Origin of the sequence: Actinophytocola xanthii (assembly GCF_001921205.1) — a bacterium.
Lineage (GTDB): Bacteria > Actinomycetota > Actinomycetes > Mycobacteriales > Pseudonocardiaceae > Actinophytocola > Actinophytocola xanthii.
In genome coordinates, this window is the sequence record NZ_MSIE01000052.1 from 37,393 (window position 1) to 53,404 (window position 16,012).

Genomic DNA, 16,012 nt, shown 5'->3' on the forward strand with positions numbered 1-16,012 from the left:
TGCCCACTCCCGATTTCGCGGATTTCCAGCTTGTACGACCACCGAATCGAGTGACGTTCTTCTGATCACTGAGCGTGGTTTTCTGTGCGAGGATCGCGCAATGACCAACCCGAGATCGATCAGCATGCAACGGCGGCTGCTGGGCGCGGAGTTGTTGCGACTGCGCGAGATCGCGGGCCTCACCCAGGACGAGGCGGCCGAGCGGCTGGGCAAGGCACCGAACAAGATCAGCCGGGTGGAGTCCGGCAAGATCGGCATCGACAGGTCCGACTTGGACGTGCTGCTCGACCTCTACCAGGCGTCGGAGAAGGACCGGCTCTGGTGCCGGGACCTCGCCCGCGCCGCGAGGCCGAAGCGGGGCCGGCCGACCGGCAGCACCGTCCACGTCGGACCCCGCTGGTTCCGCGCCTTCCGCGACCTGGAGAGCGACGCCACCGAGGTGATGAACGTCTGCTCGGAGGTCGTGCCGAGCATTCTGCAGACCGACACCTACGTCCGGGCCATGTTTGACGGGCAGGGTGTCGACCCGGCCGACCGGAAGGTCACCGACACCCTCCGGGTCCGTGCCGAACGTCGGCGTTTGCTGCACCGCGAGCACGCCGCCCGGTTCACCTTCGTGCTGAGCGAGTCGGCGCTGCGCCGCCAGGTCGGTGGCCCGCCGGTGATGGCCGAACAGCTGCGCCACCTCGCCGGGGTGGCCGCCCTGCCCAACGTCACGCTCCAGGTAGTCCCGTTCGACAGCCGCTCCTACGCGTCGCTGACCAACATCTTCACGATGTTCCGCTTCGACCACGAGATGGCCCGCGACCTCGTCTACGTGGGGATGCACGCCGACGCGATGTACCTGGACAAGCCGGACACGGTCAACAGCTACGCCGACCACTTCCGTCGCCTGCAGGCGGTGGCGCTCGAGCCGCCGGAGTCGCGACGCCTCGTTCAGACCGCCGCGGAGGAGTTCGCGGCGAAGGGGTGAGGCGGGCGCGGCCAGACGGAGCGGCTCTCCCTCGCGGTGGCCGCCGCGAGGACGGCGAGCAGTGCGCCGAAGCACAGGTAGGAGAGCTCGGCCGGGAGGCGTTCGAGCAGCAGGCCGGCGACCGCTGCCCCGACCGCGGGGGTCACCATCAGCACCAGGCCGACCGTGCTGTTCATCCTGCCCTGCAGGTGGTCGGGTGTCCGCACGACCTGTTCCAGCACGATGACCGAGCTGGACACCGCGACCGCCGCGCCGCACAGGGTGAGCAGGGGCGCCAGCACAACCGGGCTGGGGCTCACCGCCATCAACGGGACGACCAGCGCGCACAGCACCGACCCGCCCAGCAGCGTACGGCGGTGCGAGGTGCGGTCCATGACGCGGGGCGCCAGCACCGCTCCCACCAGCGCTCCGCCCGCCCAGAAGTCGTAGAGGACGCCGACGGTCACGCTGGAGGCGCCGTGGTCCACAGTGGCCACGACGACGGTGAGCGAGACACCCTCGATGGCGAAGTTCTGCGCCGAGGCGATCAGCGTGAGCGACCGCAGCGCCCGATCCCGCCACACGAACCGCAGCCCGGTCCGCACCGCGGCCCACCACCGCGCCTCGGCCCGCTCCTCGGGATCCACAGTCGAACGCAGGGCGTACACACTGGATGCCGAGACGACGAACGACGCCGCGTTGAGCCAGAACGGCAGGCTCGGGTGCACGGTGAACAGGAAGCCACCCAGGACCGGCCCCAGCAGGCCCGCGGCGTGAGCGCGTACCCGGTTGACCGCCAGCGCGGTGCCGAGCTTCCGCTCGGGCACGAGTGTGCGCAGCACCGCCAGCCCGGCGGCGCTGTGCGGCGCGGTGAGCAGCCCGAACACCACACCGGCCGCGAACAGGACCGGCATCGTCGCCCAGCCAAGCGAGATCGCGAGGGCGAACGCCGCGCTGGCGAGGACCCGACCGCACTCGCAGGTCAGCATCACCGTGCGCCGGTCGAAGCGGTCGGCGATCGGGCCGGCCGCCAGGAAGGCCACCGCCGTCGCGCCCGTCCAGACCGCCTCGACCAGCCCGACACGCAGCGGGGACCCGGTGGCGGCCAGCACCAGCAGCGGCAACGTGATCACCGCCGCGCTCGTCCCCAGCATGGACAGGCCCTGGCCCACCACCAACAGCTGGAAGTCCCGGTTGCGCAGCAGGCTGTCCGGCGCGCTCACGACCGGGTGCCCAGGCCGGGCAGCGGCGCCGGGCAGCCGTGCACCGCGGTGTGGACGGCCAGCAGAACGCCGGCGGTGCCGGTGGCGAGGTCCATCGACAGCCTCAGCATCCCGTCCAGCGTGAACGCCGGGTTCCCCCGGTGGCGTACGGCATGTGCCCCGAGCATCCGCAGGTGCCGGGCGGGGGAGGCGCCGAGGTGCGCGGTGCCGAGGAGCACGCCGGCCTGACCGGTGAGCAGGCCGCCGGTCAGCAGCAGTTCGGTGTCCAGCCCGTCGCGGACCAGCTCGCGCACCGCGGCCAGGTGCGGGTCGTGGTGTCGGCGGAGGTACTCCTGGACCGCGATGCCGATGCCCGCGCTGCCGCGCTCGAGCCCGGTGAGCCAGTGTTCGCCGTCCCTGACCTGCAGGCGGCGGCCTCGTGGCACGCCGCACCGCCCGAGGTCGCGGGCGAGCGCGGTCCGGGCGTGCCGGAGCCACGCAAGGTTCCCGTCCACGTCGAACAGGTGGGTGAACAGCAGCGCCGGACCGGACCAGCCGTGCATCAGGCCGGCCGAGGCCGCGTTCGTGCGCAGTCCGGCGGCGAGCTCCTCGCCGATCTCCGTCGCGTCCTCGCCGAAATGCAGCAGGGTGAGCCCGACACCAGCGAGGCCGCCGAACAGCCCGATGCCGCAACCGGTGAGGTCGATCTTCCGCAGGCGGTCCAGGGTCTCCAGTGCCTCGGCGTGGCGGCCCAGCTCGTCGAGGACGACGGCGGTGCCGGCCAGGCCGTCGAACAGTCCGGGACGGGGCCAGCGGGTGCGGCGAGCCGCCCGGACCAGCCATTCGACGTGGTCGTCGAACTCCGGGTACCGGTCGTGGCCGGTGACGTGCAGCGCGTGCAGCACCCCGGCGGCGCCGAAGGCGAGACCGGCGGCCTGGCGGTCGAACAGCCGGGCGTCCCCGGGGAACAACCGGTCCTCCCGCCCCGGGGTGGCGCTGTCCACGATCGCCGCGGCCATGCCGGTGAACAGCTGGTCCCAGCCCTCGGCGCCGGTGGGCCAGTCGAGCTGATGGGCCGGGAGGGCGCCCGGCGGGGTGAGCCGCGACCGCAGGTAGGACCCGAAGTCGGCGGGTACCGCGAAGCGTTCCTCAGCCAGCCGGACCAGCTGTCCGACCTTCTCCGGCGCGAACCGCAGCAGCTCGGTGAACGGCAGGAACATCGCGAGCCGGATGCACGCCAGGGCGTAGTCGTCGGCCGCCGTGCCCTCGCGGGCCCAGTCCGCGCTGAAACCCTCGGTCACCAGCGTCGGCCGGTTCTCCTCGCCGAGGGCATAGGCCGTCTCGAAGTCCACGAGGCAGACCCGGCCGTCCGGGCGGACCATGATGTTGCCGGGCTTGAGGTCGCCGAAGACGACGCCGCGTTCGTGCAGCCGGCCCACGGCGGTCCTGATCCGCTCGAAGGTCGCGTTCGCCCAGGCGCTGTACTCGGCGAGCTCCGCGTCGGTCGGGTCGGGTCGGAGCAGCGGGTGCCGCCTGCCCATCGCCTCGTGCAGCGGCTCGCCCTCGACGAGCTCCTCGACTAGGAAGTGGTGCTCCCAGTGGCGGAACCGGCCGAGCACCCGGGGAACGAACTCGAGGTCGGCGAGCCGGTCCAGCATCGCGTGTTCGCGGTCCAGGCGTGCGACGGCGTCGGCGTCGTCCATGTCGAGCCCGGCATGCGGACGTGCCTCCCGCAGGACGACGGTCCGCCCGAGCCCGGACCTCTCCACCGCCCGGTAGACCCCGCCGCCGTTGCTGAACAGCAGCGCCTTCTCCACCCGGTAGGGAAGGGGACCGCCGCTGCCCGCCCGCGCCGCCTCGACCTGGGCCTGGACGAAGGCGGGGATCCGCACCCAGGAGGGCGTCCGGAACGCCGTGCCGCGCAGGTCGGGGACCAGCACGCCGTCGGGCCGCGCCACGGCCGGTACGTGGTCGCCGGCCGGTGAGAAGCAGTACCGCATCCGGAACCCGCCGTACCGCAGGTACAGCGGTCCCTCGCCCCAGCGCAGGTCGTTGAGGATGTGCGGACCGACGACTCCTCGCAGCCGTTCGGAGAGCTCCTTGAGCGTGAGCTCGAGCGTGTGCTCGTCCGCCGGGTAGATCGTCACCAGCTTGCCACTGGACGTGCGGGAGGCGGACTTCCCGTTCAGCCGCGAGAGCATCGCCTGGCTGCGGAGGAACTTGAAGGAGATGCCGCGCCGCACGCAGTAGTCCCAGACCTCCGCCACGACCCGGGCGGCCTGGGAGCCGACGGCCGACGCGTGGATCTTCCAGCCCTGGTCGGGAAGCCGGGTGTCCTCGGGTTCGAGGTGGACCCAGCCGCCCTGCTCGGCTCGCCACCATCCCGGCGGAGCGGCGTCGCGGGCGTGGGGGAAGCGGGTCGCGTCGTCGTCGAGCCGGTCCAGGCTCTCGACGAAGAGCGGACCGGGCTGGGGCCGGCTCATGGCCGCATCGTCCTTCCTGCGAGACACCCGCCTCGCCGGGTTGGGCGAGCTGAGCGGCCGGGTGGTGTAGTCCCGGCCGCTCAGCCCGTCGTCGAGCGGGCTCGCTCAGCTCTCCAGGCGGCCGCTGGCGGTGCTGCTGGTGTTACAGGGCCACAGGGCCACGGAGTCGTCCTCCAGTTCCTGCAGCTCGAGAATCTCGATCATGATGTTCACCTCCTTCCCGGGTCGTGGGTCGGGCGTGGGGCCGCGGTCCGAGATGGGGCAGGACCTGCGCCCCCTCGTACGCGGCGGACAGGGCGAGCAGCACACCGGCCGAACCGGTGGCGAGGTCGGTCGACAGCCGGGGCATCCGGAAGCCGGGGAAGGCGACCTCCCCGAGGTGAGTCCGGGCGTGCCAGGACAGGAGCCGTACCTGGGTGTCGATGGCGGCCCGGTTGGCCTGCCGGTCCAGCGTCGCCAGCGTGGCGATGGCCCCCGCCCGTCCTCGGAACAGCCCGGCGTGCTGGACGTAGACGTGGTCGCAGGTGCGGCGAATCCCGGCGAGCAACGTCGACCAGCGCTCGCGCGGACGGTGCTCGATCAGGTGCGGTAGGACGAAGGCGAGGCCCCAGCTCCCGCCGTGCAGGTACGGCAAGGCCGTCCTGGACTGTCGCAGGAGGACGATCCCCTCCGGCCAGGTGTCGCACCGGTCCGCGTCCCGGCGCAGCGCCCGTTCGGCGAGGGTGAGGTAACGGGGGTCGCCGGTCAGCTCGTGCACCCGGCAGAAGAGCGCGGCGAGCCCGGTCGGGCCGTGCAGGAGTCCGACCGGCGCCGGCCGGCCCGCAACTGCGGGCAGCGGGTCGTCCTCCTGGCCCAGCTGGTCGACCAGGCGCATGGCCCGCTCGGCGAGGTCGCCGTCCCCGGTGACGGTGGCGAAGTGCAGCAGGTTGAGCGCGACTCCCGCTCGCCCGCCGAACAGGTCGCCGGACCGGGTGTCCTCCAGTGGGCGGCAGCGTTCGAGGACGTCCAGGGCCTCCTGCCGGTTCCCCAGCAGGTCCAGTGTGTACGCCACGCCGTGCAGGCCGTCGTACAGGCCGGGCAGCGGGTTCCCGTCCCGGCGGACGGCCCTGACCAGCCACCGGGTGTAGCAGTCGGGTACCTCGGCGCCCGCCCGGTGCATGGCGAGGAGCACGCCGGCGGCGCCATAGCCGAGGGGGTGTCCGCCGAGCATGCGCGGGCCGGTCGGCGTTCCCGGGAACAGGCGGTCCACGCGATCCGGTGTGGACGGAAGGTGGATTCCGCGGACCAGGGACTCCCGCAGTTCCGGCCAACTGAGCGGGAGCTCGGCGAACAGCTCGGCGGCGGTGTCGCGCTGTTCCGGGCGGCCGCGGGGGAGGAGGCCGGACAGGACGCGGTCGCCGAAGCCGTCCGGCACCGGGTAGTACCGGTGGATCGCGGCGACGAGGGTCGGCAGCTTCACCGGGTCGGTGTGGCCGACCGGGAGGAACACCGCCATTCGGAGACCGTTCAGCAGGTACTCGTGCGCCTCGGTCGCGGTCAGCCCGGCCGGGACGCTGAACTCCGGGTCGCCGTGGGCTGGCGCGCTGTCGTCGTCGAGGCCGGTCGCGGACTCGAGATCGACCAGCACGACCTCCCCGCCGGGGCGGACGACCACGTTGCGCGGGTTCAGCTCGCCCAGCCGCAGCCCGCGTGCCAGAACCTCCCGCAGGGCGCGGTCCACTCCGTCCAGTGCGTCGAGCGCCCATCGGGTGTACTCGGCCGCGCCGCGAGCGGCGTTCTCCGCCGTGGTCAACGGGGTGCTCAGGCTCCAGGCGAACAGGTTGGTCCCCTCGACGTACTCCTGTTCGAGGAAGTGGTGTCCAAAGAGGACACGGTAACCCCGGACCTGGGGGACACAGCCGAGGCCGGCAAGGTGGTCGAGTGCGTTCCGTTCCCGGGTGAGCCGGGCGACGGCGTCGCGGCCGCGGCGGTCGAGCCCGGCATGGGGCCGGGCCTCCTTGACCACGACCCGCCGTCCGTCGGACCGGGTCTGGGCGAGGTAGGTGCCGCCGCCGTTGCCCAGCCGCAACGCGCTGAGCACGCGGTAGGGCAGCTCCTCGGTCCTCGACTGCCGCAGCGCCTCGAGGTCGCGAGCGAGGACAGCGGGCAGGGCGACTCCCCGCGGTGGGACGAAGACCGCGTTGGTGGGCCGGCTGTCCTCGTCGTACCCGCCGTGCCGGACGTGCAACGGCCCCTCGCCGTGCACGAGTGCGCCGAGCACCCGCGGGCCCGCCGTCCCGCCCAGCAGCAGGGAGAGCTCGGTCAGCACGTCGGTCAGCGCCGCGTCGTCACCGGGGTGGAGGGTGATCGGCCGGCCGCTGCGGAACCGGTCCGCGTGGTCGGCGTTCAGCTCGCGGGCCGCGGTGGTGCTGCGGACGAGGTCGAACGGGATCTCCCGTTCGACGCAGTAACCCCACACGATCTCCACCGCCTTGCCGATGTCCTCGAGCCCCACGGCGACGTCCACGCGCCAGCCCACCGGCGGCGGCGTCACTTCCGCCGGGCACAGCCGCACGTACCAACCCGACTCGGTCCGCAGCCAGCCGGCGGGCACCGGCAGAGCGGTCACCGGGAACCGCTCGTCCTCGTCGGCCAGCATCTCCGGGCGCTCGAAGTAGACCGGGTCGGCGACGCAGAACGGCGGGTAGTCCTCGGCGATCACGACCGGGACGGGACGATGGCCAGCGGGACGGCCCGCCGCTCGATCCGCTCGCGGTCGGCCTCCGCGCCGAACCGGTCGTTGAGCCGCCGAACGGCCTCCGCCCACTGGCGGACGGTACGCACCGGCGCGAGTGTCTCGACGACGAACGGGTCGGTCCACCGGTCCATCGCTCGGCTCCAGACCACGTACGGGTCCTCCTCGAGCAGGTTGCCGACCGACCCCTCGTAGACGGGCATCCAGCGCACCGCCCCGTCCGGTTCGACCTGCATCACCGACGACTCCTCGCGGTGGCGCGAGCGGGACGGGGGCCGGACGAGACCGAGGTTGTCGGTCGTGCTGACGCTGATCTCCTCGCCCGCGGCGTCCTGTAGCCGCGCGCGGAACTCCGCCGACACCAACAGCTCCAGCTGGTCGTCGTGCAGGAGCTCGGTCTCGCCGAACACCACACCGCTGCCGAGCCCCGACGGCGCGGCGGCGTTGAAGGAAATGGCCTTGAGCCGGGGATAGCGCGAGCTCATCGTGGCGACGAACCGCTCGATCTCGTCGAAGTTGCTGCGGATCACCACGAACTCGAGCATGAAGGCGGGTGGCCTGCGTCCCTCGTCGACCCGGCGCCTCGCCGCCTGGTCCAGGAGCTCGAGTGCCCGCGACGCCCGGTCGAAGGAGCCCGCGCGACCGCGGATCCGGTCGTGCGTCTCCGCCGAGGCCCCGTCGACACTCACGCTGATCTGGTTGAACACCTCGGCGAGCTTGTCCGGCATCGACTCGTCGAACAGCCATCCGCTGGTGTAGATGCAGGTCGAGATCCCCGCCGCGGACAGCTTCTCGGCGATCGCGAGGATGTTCCTGATCAGCAGGGGCTCACCGCCGGCGAGCGAGACGACACTCGGCTTCAGCGCGATGAACGCGTCCGCGAGGCGCAGCATGTCCGCCGGATCGCGCAGCTGCCGGGACGGCCGCCGGCCCGACTCGGAGTAGCAGTGCACACACCTGAGGGGGCACGCGAAGGTGGTGTCCCAGATGATGATCTCCGGGCCGACGTCCTGCATGGGGTTCTCCTGGCTTGTCGAGCCACCCGCGTTTCTTCTCGGGTCGCTATCCGAGTGACGCCTGTTGGAATGTCACATTAGGTCGGCCGGGCATCCCGGGACGTAGGGGAGATTTCCCGGGTAGGGCGGGAGATTTCCCCGGGCTGACCGAGATTCCGCACTCGGGTCGGATGCGGTTGACGACGCCTAGAATCGCGGTCCTTCGAGGATGGTCGGAGAGGATTCCATGACCACGTATTCCGTTCTCGTGCCGTTCGCCCACTGCAGACCGGAGAGGACGTTGCCGTTCGCGGCGTTCGTCCAGTGGAGCCGGGCACTGCGCCTGTGGTTGGCCCAGGGCGACGGTGGTGACCCGCACCAGACGGTCGCCTTCGCCGCCGCGTCGGGTTTCCGGGTACCGGTTGGCACCGGGGTGCGTCTCATGCCCCACCGCCACCCGTTCACCGCCGCCCAGGAGACGCAGGCACTGGCGGTCGCGGCGGGACACCCGGTGGTGGCGGGGTTCGGCCCCGGGGCAAGCGTGCTCCAGCAGGCCCTGCTGGGCGCTCCCTACGCGAGCCCGCTGGGCGCGGCCCGGGAGTACCTGACGGTCGTGCGCGGGTTGCTGGCCGGCGAGGAGGTCGAGCACCGCGGGGAGTACTACACCTGCCTGGCGCGGCTGCCGTCGGTGCCGAGCCCGCCGGTCGAGGTGGGGCTGGGGGTGCTCCGTCCGGCAATGGCGCGCCTGGCCGGAGAGGTGGCCGACGTGGCCGTCAGCTGGCTCACCCCGGCGGCCTACCTGCGCGAGGTGGTGGTGCCGGCGCTGCGGGCCGGGGCCGAGGCGAGGGCGCGCCCGGTGCCCAGGCTGGTCGCGGTCGTCTCGACGGCTCTGGAACGGTCCGGTCGCGATGTCGGCGAGCTGGTGCTGGCCGCGCACACCCATCACCTGCGGATGCCGCACTACGCCGACATGCTCCGCCGAGCGGGCGTGGCCGTCGACCGCGCCGACCTGACGGCCGCCGCCGAGGCCGTGGTGAAGGGCGGGGCGTTCCTCAGCGGGACAGCCGGCCACCTCGCCGAGCAGCTGGCGGAGTTCCGGGACGCGGGCGTCGACGAGGTGGTCCTCAACGTCTCCGGGGTGTACGCCGCGGCCGGCGGCCGCGCGGCGCTGGAGGAGCTCGACGAGCTGCTCCGGGAGGCCGTCCCGTGACAGCTCGCCGCATGCCGTCACATCTCGGGCCCCGGCGACGAACCTGGGGGATGGACCGGCGGCCCCGAGGACCGCCGGTCGGTGACGGTGCGCGGCGGCTGGGGGCTGGATGGAGTTCGCGGTGCTGGGACCGCTCGCGATGACGCACGCGGGCGTGAGCGTCCCGCTGACCGGCGGGCGTCGGCGGCGGCTGCTGGCCGCGTTGCTCGTCAACGCGAACGCGGTCGTCCCGGCCGACCGCCTGATCGACATCCTGTGGGGCGCCGACGCCCCGGACACCGCCCCGCGCAACCTGCACAACCAGGTGTGGCGGCTGCGCGCCGCACTCGAGGACAGCGGCGGCGCCGCGCTGGTCACCGAGCCACCCGGCTACCTGCTGCGGGTGGAGCCCTCGGCGATCGACGCGGTCCGGTTCGAGGCGGCCCTGTCCGACGCGGCAGCGGAGCGCCTCGCCCGGCCCGAGCGGGCCGTGGAGCGGTTGACCACGGCGCTCCAGCTGTGGCGCGGTCCGGCCTACGCGGAGTTCGCCGACGAGGAGTTCTGCCGGTACGAGGCGATCCGTCTCGCCGAGCTGCGGCTGGTGGCCGTCGAGGAGCGGTTCGCGGCCGGCATGGACCTGGGTCGGTACGCCGAGCTGGTCGGCGAGCTCGACGCGTTCGCCGTGGAGCACCCGCTGCGGGAACGGGCGACGGAGCTGCTGATGACCGCACTGCACCGGTCGGGTCGCCAGGCCGACGCGACCGAGGTCTACCTGCGGTTCCGGCGGCACCTGGTCGAGCACCTCGGGGTGGAGCCGTCGCCGGCGTTGCGCCGCCACCACGAGCACCTCCTGCGGGCGGACCCGGTGCCGCCGGCCGCGTCGTGGCCGGCCGGGGCGACGCGGGAGCAGGTGGGCAACCTCCGGTCGGAGCTCTCCGAGCTCGTGGGCCGTGCGGCGGACGTCGAGGCGGCGCGCCGCACGCTCGCCCGCGCGAGGGTGGTCACGCTGACCGGGACCGGCGGGGTCGGCAAGACCCGGCTGGCGACCGGCGTGGCGGCCGCCCTGCGAGCCGACTTCCCGCACGGCGTGTGGGTGTGCGAGCTGGCCGCGGTACGCGACGGCTGGCTGGTGCCCGACGTACTGGCGACGACCCTGGGCGTGCGGGAGTCGCGTGGCGCCGACGTCACCGACGGCCTGGTCGACTTCCTGCGGTCCCGGCGGGCCCTGCTGGTGGTCGACAACTGCGAACACGTGCTGGACGCCGCGGCCGGCCTGGTCACGGCGCTCGCCAGGGGCTGTCCCGAGCTCACGGTCCTGGTCACCAGCCGGGAGCCGCTGGGGATCGAGGGCGAGCACGTCCTTCCGGTGCGGCCGCTCGCGGTACCGCCGCCGGCGGCGGGGCAGGACCCGGCCCTGGTCGCCAGGATCCCGTCGGTGGAGCTGTTCACCGACCGGGCCAGGGCGGCCCTGCCGACCTTCGCCCTCGGCGAGCACAACGTCGCCGCGGTCGTCGAGATCTGCCGTGGCCTCGACGGGCTGCCGTTGGCGATCGAGCTGGCCGCCACCAGGCTGCGGTCGATGTCGCTCGACGAGATCGGCGACCGGCTCGAGCGGCGCCTGGAGTTCCTGCACAGCCCCAGGCGGACGCGCGAGGCGCGGCACAGCACGCTCGGCGCCGTCGTCGCCTGGTCATACGACCTGCTCAGCCCCCGCGAGCAGGCCGTCTTCGACGCGCTGAGCGTGCTGGTCGGCTCGTTCACGCTGGACGACGCCGTGGCCGTCGCGGCCGACGAGGAGCTGGGCCCGGCCGAGGTGGTCGACGTGGTCACCGACCTGGTGCACAAGTCCATGCTGGTCGCCGACACCGACCGGGCGCCGACCCGGTACACCGTGCTGGAGACCCTGCGGATCTTCGGACGCGAGCGGCTCACCCGGACCGGGCGGCTGGAGGCCCTGCTGGGCCGGCACACCGCACTCTGCCTCGCCGTGGCCGAGGGGTCCGCGTCCGGCCTCGTCGGTCCGGACGAGGCGGCGTGGGCCGAGCGGGTCACCGGCCTGCTCGACGACCTGCGCGGCGCGCACACCCGGGCGCTGGCCGCGGAACCCGAGATCGCCGTGCGGCTCTCCGCCGCGCTGCTGCGGTTCACCTCGACCCACGGGCCCTCCGAGCTGTACGGCTGGGCCGACCGGGCGGTGGGTGCCGCGAGCGGGAGCCCTGGCCCGCGGCTCGCCGCCGCGCTGGCCGTCGCCGCGGCCGGCGCCGCACGAAGCGGCGACCTCGTCGCCGCGACCGACCTGGCCCGCCGGGGGTTGGACGCGGTACCGGTGCGGGACGATCCCGCACGCCGCTTCCCCCTGTGGGTCCTGGCCAGGGTGGCGTCCTTCGAGGACAGGCTCGCCGACGCCGCGCACCTGTACGCGGTCGTGGCCGAACTCGCCGGGCGGGCCGGCGACGACCAGTGCGCCGCCTACGTCACCGCGAGCGGCGCGCTCCAGCACGCGTACCTGGGCGCCACCGCACACGCGGTGTCGGTCGCCCGACGGGCCAAGAAGCTCGCGATGGCGACCCGCAACCCGACGGCCATCGCCTGGGCAGACTGCGTCCTCGGCGTGGCGTTGCGCGACAGCGACCCGGAGCGGGCCCTGGCGATTCTGGAGCGGGCCAACGAGGTCGGGCGGGCCTGCGGCAACGCCTACATTCCCGGCGCGGCGCTGAGCGCCTCCGCCGCGGTCACGACCAGGCACGACGACCCGTACCGCGCCGCCAGGCTGGTGCTCGAGACGATCGGCTACTGGAGCCGGCAGAACCACCGCGTCCAGCGGTGGGGCGTGCTGCGTACCGCGGTCATCCTGCTCACCCGGTTCGGCGACGACGTCGCGGCGGCCACGCTGCACGGGGCGGTGACGGCGAGCGGCGCGGCGGTACGGCCGACCGGTGTCGACGCGGAGCTGCTCGAGGCCGCGGTGGCCGGGATCGCCGAGCGCCTCGGTACCGAGCGGTTCGCCGCGGCCACCGCCCACGGCGCCGCGCTGCCCGAGGAGGACGTCGTCGCCCTCGCCCGGGTTGCCGTGGACCGGGCCCCGGCCGGACGGCTGCACGTGGTGCGGCCCCTGCGGCAGCCGCTCCCGCGCAGCCTGCCCGGCTGAGCCGCCCGGCTACCGGGCGGCGGTGGCGCGGCCGAGGCCGGCGTCCCTGGCCAGCACGATCGCCTCGCCCCGGTCGGCCACGCCGAGCTTTCCGTAGATGTTGGAGATGTGGTTGCTCACCGTCTTGGCGGCGAGCCGGAGCGCGCGGGCGATCGCCGAGTTCGGGATCCCGTCGGCGAGCAGCGCCAGCACCTCCCGCTCGCGCGAGGTGAGCTCCGGGAACGGGTGGCCGTCGGGCTCGGTGGACCGGGAGAGCAGGGCGGTCATCCGCGTCGCCACCTGGGGGCAGAAGATCGACTCGCCGGCCGCGACGCCCTCGACGGCCCGCACGATCTGCCCGTGGGTCGCCGTCTTGAGCAGGTAGCCACGGGCCCCGGCACGGACGGCGCCGAGCACGGCCTCGTCGTCCTCGGCCGCGCTGAACACCAGTACCCCGGTCCCGGGTGCGCGCAGCAGCACCTCGCGAATGGTCGCCACACCGCCCAGCTCCCGCAGGTCCAGGTCGAGCATGAGCACGTCGGGACGGTGGGCGAGTGCGTCGCGCACGGCGACGCGCCCGTTTGGCGACTGCGCGACGACCTCGATCCGCTCGACCGCGCCGAGCACAGCCCGGAGCCCGGCGCGGATCACCGGCTGGTCGTCGGCCACCACCACCCGCACGGCCGCCTGCTCGTCCGCCCGCTGCCCCGCACCGGACTCGCCCATGGGTGAACCTCCGCTCAACGCTGTGGCCCGACCCGTTGATCAGCATGGGGGCCCACGCTCTCACCGCGCCCTCTCGCCGCTCTCGCGGCGTCCGCCCCGGGTACGGGGCGCGAGACCGCGCGAACCGCGCCGTGCCTCAGGCCAGCTCGCGGTCGAGAACGGTGGGGGACAGGGCGTGCCGCACGACCATGGCCGCCGCACCCAGGACGCCGGCGTTCGGGCCGGCGTGGGAGGGGACGATCCGCAGCCGCTCGGTCGCGAGCGGGAGGGAGCGCCGGTAGATGGACTCGCGGACGCCGGCCAGCAGCATCTCACCGGCCTGGGCCAGCGAGCCGCCGACGACGATCACCGAGGGGTTGAACAGGCTCACCCCGGCCGCGAGCACCTCGCCGATGTCCCGGCCGGCCTGGCGGACCTGCTGGCCGGCGACCAGGTTGCCGGCCTGGACGAGGGCGACGACGTCGGCGCTGGTGGTGGCGTCGATGCCGGCCGACCGCAGCCTGGCGGCGACGGCCGGGCCGCTCGCGACGGCCTCCAGGCAGCCGCTGTTGCCGCACCGGCACGGGACGTCCCCCGCGCTCGGCGCCAGGATGTGGCCGAGGTCGCCGGCGGCACCGACGTCGCCGCGGTGCAGCTGGCCGTTGCTGACCAGACCGGAGCCGATACCGGTGGCGACCTTCACGAAGATCATGTTCTGCTCGCCGGGAAAGCAGCGGGCGTGCTCGCCGAGGGCCATCAGGTTGACCTCGTTGTCGACCAGCACGGAGACCGGGAAGTCTGCCTGCACCCTGGCCGGCACGTCGTAGCCGTTCCAGCCGGGCATGATCGGCGGATGGGTCGGCTTCCCGGTCGAGTGCTCGACCGGGCCGGGCAGACCGATGCCGACGCCGGCCACCGGCGCGGTCAGCCCGTGCTCGACGCGCAGCCGCCGCCACGTGTCGGCGAGCACACCGAGCACCGTGTCCGGGCCGTCGGCGATGTCGAGCGTCAGCTTCTCGGTCACCAGCGGCTCACCGGTGAGGTCCGCGACGGCGACCGTCGCGTGGGTGGCGCCGACGTCGGCGGCGAGAGCGAGCCTGGCCCGGGCGTTGAAGACGAACCGGCTCGCCGGCCGGCCGCCGGTGGCCGCGGCGTCGCCCCAGTCGGCGACGAGCCCGGCGTGCATCAGTGCGTCGAGGCGGGAGCGGACCGTGGAGCGGGCGAGTCCGGTCTCGGTCGCGAGCTCGGCCCGGGTACGGGCCTGGCCGTCGCGCAGCAGGCGCAGCAGCTCACCCGGCGACGTCGTGCCGTTCGACGTCCCGGTCGACGCCGTCGGGGGGTACGTCTGCCGGTCCTGCACTCCCCAATTAAACCCAACGCGGGCGCTTCTGCCCGACGAAACGCCAGCGTAGGCCTTCCATGAACCACTTTTGATTGACACGCGCCAGAAGTTCCGTTTACGTTCGCCGTATGTCTGTGACCCACCTAACAGCCCCTGGTGAGCGGGTCGACTCGGAGCCCGTGACCTTGCGGGTCGGGGTGGTGGGAGCGGGTTTCATGGGGCGGGTCCACGCCGAGGCGGCCCGGCGCGCCGGCGCCACCGTCGTGGCGGCCACCGCCTCCCGGCCGGACCGGGCGGCGGCCGCGGCCCGCGCGGTGGGCGCCGAGCGCGGCTACCCGGGGGTCGCCGAACTGCTCGGCACGGCCGGTGTCGACGTCGTGCACATCTGCACCCCCAACGCCACGCACGCGCCGGTGGCGGCGGCAGCGCTCGCCGCGGGAGCCCACGTGGTGTGCGAGAAGCCGCTGGCCACCGGGTTGGCCGAGGCCACCGGGCTCGCCGCGGCGGCGGTCGACCGGGTGGCGACCGTGCCGTTCGTCTACCGGTTCCACCCGATGGTGCGCGAGCTGCGGGCGCGGCTCGCGGCCGGCGAGGCCGGCACCGTGGCCACCGTGACCGGCAGCTACCTGCAGGACTGGCTGTCGCGGCCGACCGACGACGACTGGCGGGTCGACTCCGGCCTCGGCGGTGCCTCCCGCGCCTTCGGTGACATCGGCTCGCACTGGGCGGACCTGTTCGAGTTCGTCACCGGCGACCGGATCACCCGGCTCAGCGCCAGGACCGCCGTCGTGCACGAGCGCGGAACCCAGCAGGTCCCGCCGACCGAGGACCTGGCCGCGTTGTTGTTCACCACGGCCGCCGGCACCGTCGGCACGCTCGTCGTGTCGCAGGTGGCCGCGGGCCGCAAGAACCGACTGCACCTGGAGATCTCCGGCACGGACGCCAGCTTCGCCTTCGATCAGGAGGACCCGGAGCGGCTCTGGGCCGGCCGGCGTGCCGGCGGGCAGGTACTACTGCGCGACCCGGCGACACTGCACCCGTCGGCAGCACGGTACGTGCGCCTGCCCGCCGGTCACGCCCAGGGATACCAGGACTGCTTCGACGCCTTCGTCGCCGACACCTACGCCGCCATCCGCGGCGAGGCGCCGGCCGGCCTACCCACCTTCGCCGACGGCCTGCGTACCGTCCGCGTCACCGACGCCGTCCTGTCCTCGGCCGCCGGGGACGGGGAGTGGGTCGAGGTGACGCCGTGAACCCGGCCACCACGCGCAGGGAGTCGGCCC

At 73.7% G+C, this 16,012-nt stretch carries 10 protein-coding genes; 4 read left to right on the top strand and 6 right to left on the bottom strand.

Annotated features, from left to right (window positions below; all coding sequences use genetic code 11):
* Window positions 1–100: 100 nt before the first annotated feature.
* Complete coding sequence (locus tag BU204_RS26095; RefSeq protein ID WP_075128398.1) at window positions 101–973, top strand: helix-turn-helix domain-containing protein; 873 nt, start codon at window positions 101–103, stop codon at window positions 971–973.
* Here BU204_RS26095 and BU204_RS40250 read toward each other — a convergent pair.
* The 4 genes from BU204_RS40250 to BU204_RS26115 form a co-directional block, all read right to left on the bottom strand.
* Complete coding sequence (locus BU204_RS40250) at window positions 937–2,175, bottom strand: MFS transporter (protein WP_075128399.1); 1,239 nt, start codon at window positions 2,173–2,175, stop codon at window positions 937–939. The two genes, BU204_RS26095 and BU204_RS40250, sit on opposite strands and share 37 nt — an antisense overlap.
* Window positions 2,172–4,637, bottom strand: a complete 2,466-nt coding sequence (lanKC, locus tag BU204_RS26105; protein WP_075128400.1) for a class III lanthionine synthetase LanKC — start codon at window positions 4,635–4,637, stop codon at window positions 2,172–2,174. Before lanKC (BU204_RS26105) ends, BU204_RS40250 begins: the two co-directional genes overlap by 4 nt.
* 142 nt (window positions 4,638–4,779) lie before the next feature.
* Window positions 4,780–7,338, bottom strand: coding sequence for a class III lanthionine synthetase LanKC (gene lanKC / locus BU204_RS26110; RefSeq protein WP_075128401.1), 2,559 nt, complete (start codon window positions 7,336–7,338; stop codon window positions 4,780–4,782).
* Entirely contained in the window at window positions 7,335–8,387 is a 1,053-nt protein-coding gene (locus BU204_RS26115) for a radical SAM protein (protein WP_075128402.1), read from the bottom strand. Before BU204_RS26115 ends, lanKC (BU204_RS26110) begins: the two co-directional genes overlap by 4 nt.
* A gap of 226 nt (window positions 8,388–8,613) precedes the next feature.
* Between BU204_RS26115 and BU204_RS26120 the strand changes: the two genes are divergently transcribed.
* Both BU204_RS26120 and BU204_RS26125 read left to right on the top strand, forming a co-directional pair.
* Window positions 8,614–9,576 carry an LLM class flavin-dependent oxidoreductase gene (locus tag BU204_RS26120; RefSeq protein ID WP_075128403.1) on the top strand — a complete coding sequence of 321 codons (963 nt, stop codon included), beginning with the start codon at window positions 8,614–8,616 and terminating at the stop codon, window positions 9,574–9,576.
* Between the two features lie 121 nt (window positions 9,577–9,697).
* The gene (locus BU204_RS26125) at window positions 9,698–12,703 is read left to right on the top strand and encodes a BTAD domain-containing putative transcriptional regulator (RefSeq protein ID WP_233160602.1); all 3,006 of its coding nucleotides are present in this window, start codon (window positions 9,698–9,700) and stop codon (window positions 12,701–12,703) included.
* Window positions 12,704–12,712: 9 nt separating this feature from the next.
* Here the strand turns inward: BU204_RS26125 and BU204_RS26130 are convergent, their stop codons facing one another.
* Both BU204_RS26130 and BU204_RS26135 read right to left on the bottom strand, forming a co-directional pair.
* Window positions 12,713–13,408, bottom strand: coding sequence for a LuxR C-terminal-related transcriptional regulator (locus tag BU204_RS26130; protein ID WP_075128405.1), 696 nt, complete (start codon window positions 13,406–13,408; stop codon window positions 12,713–12,715).
* Between the two features lie 136 nt (window positions 13,409–13,544).
* Complete coding sequence (locus BU204_RS26135; protein ID WP_075128406.1) at window positions 13,545–14,747, bottom strand: ROK family transcriptional regulator; 1,203 nt, start codon at window positions 14,745–14,747, stop codon at window positions 13,545–13,547.
* A 161-nt stretch (window positions 14,748–14,908) separates the two neighbouring features.
* Here BU204_RS26135 and BU204_RS26140 point away from each other — a divergent pair, with 161 nt between their 5' ends.
* Window positions 14,909–15,982 carry a Gfo/Idh/MocA family protein gene (locus BU204_RS26140; RefSeq protein ID WP_233160604.1) on the top strand — a complete coding sequence of 358 codons (1,074 nt, stop codon included), beginning with the start codon at window positions 14,909–14,911 and terminating at the stop codon, window positions 15,980–15,982.
* Window positions 15,983–16,012 lie beyond the last annotated feature (30 nt).

Coding starts and splice junctions, on each gene's coding strand:
- BU204_RS26095 (WP_075128398.1), top strand. CDS start 101: ATGACCAACCCGAGATCGATCAGCATGCAACGGCGGCTGCTGGGCGCG.
- BU204_RS26115 (WP_075128402.1), bottom strand. CDS start 8,387: ATGCAGGACGTCGGCCCGGAGATCATCATCTGGGACACCACCTTCGCG.
- lanKC (WP_075128400.1), bottom strand. CDS start 4,637: ATGAGCCGGCCCCAGCCCGGTCCGCTCTTCGTCGAGAGCCTGGACCGG.
- BU204_RS26130 (WP_075128405.1), bottom strand. CDS start 13,408: ATGGGCGAGTCCGGTGCGGGGCAGCGGGCGGACGAGCAGGCGGCCGTG.
- BU204_RS26120 (WP_075128403.1), top strand. CDS start 8,614: ATGACCACGTATTCCGTTCTCGTGCCGTTCGCCCACTGCAGACCGGAG.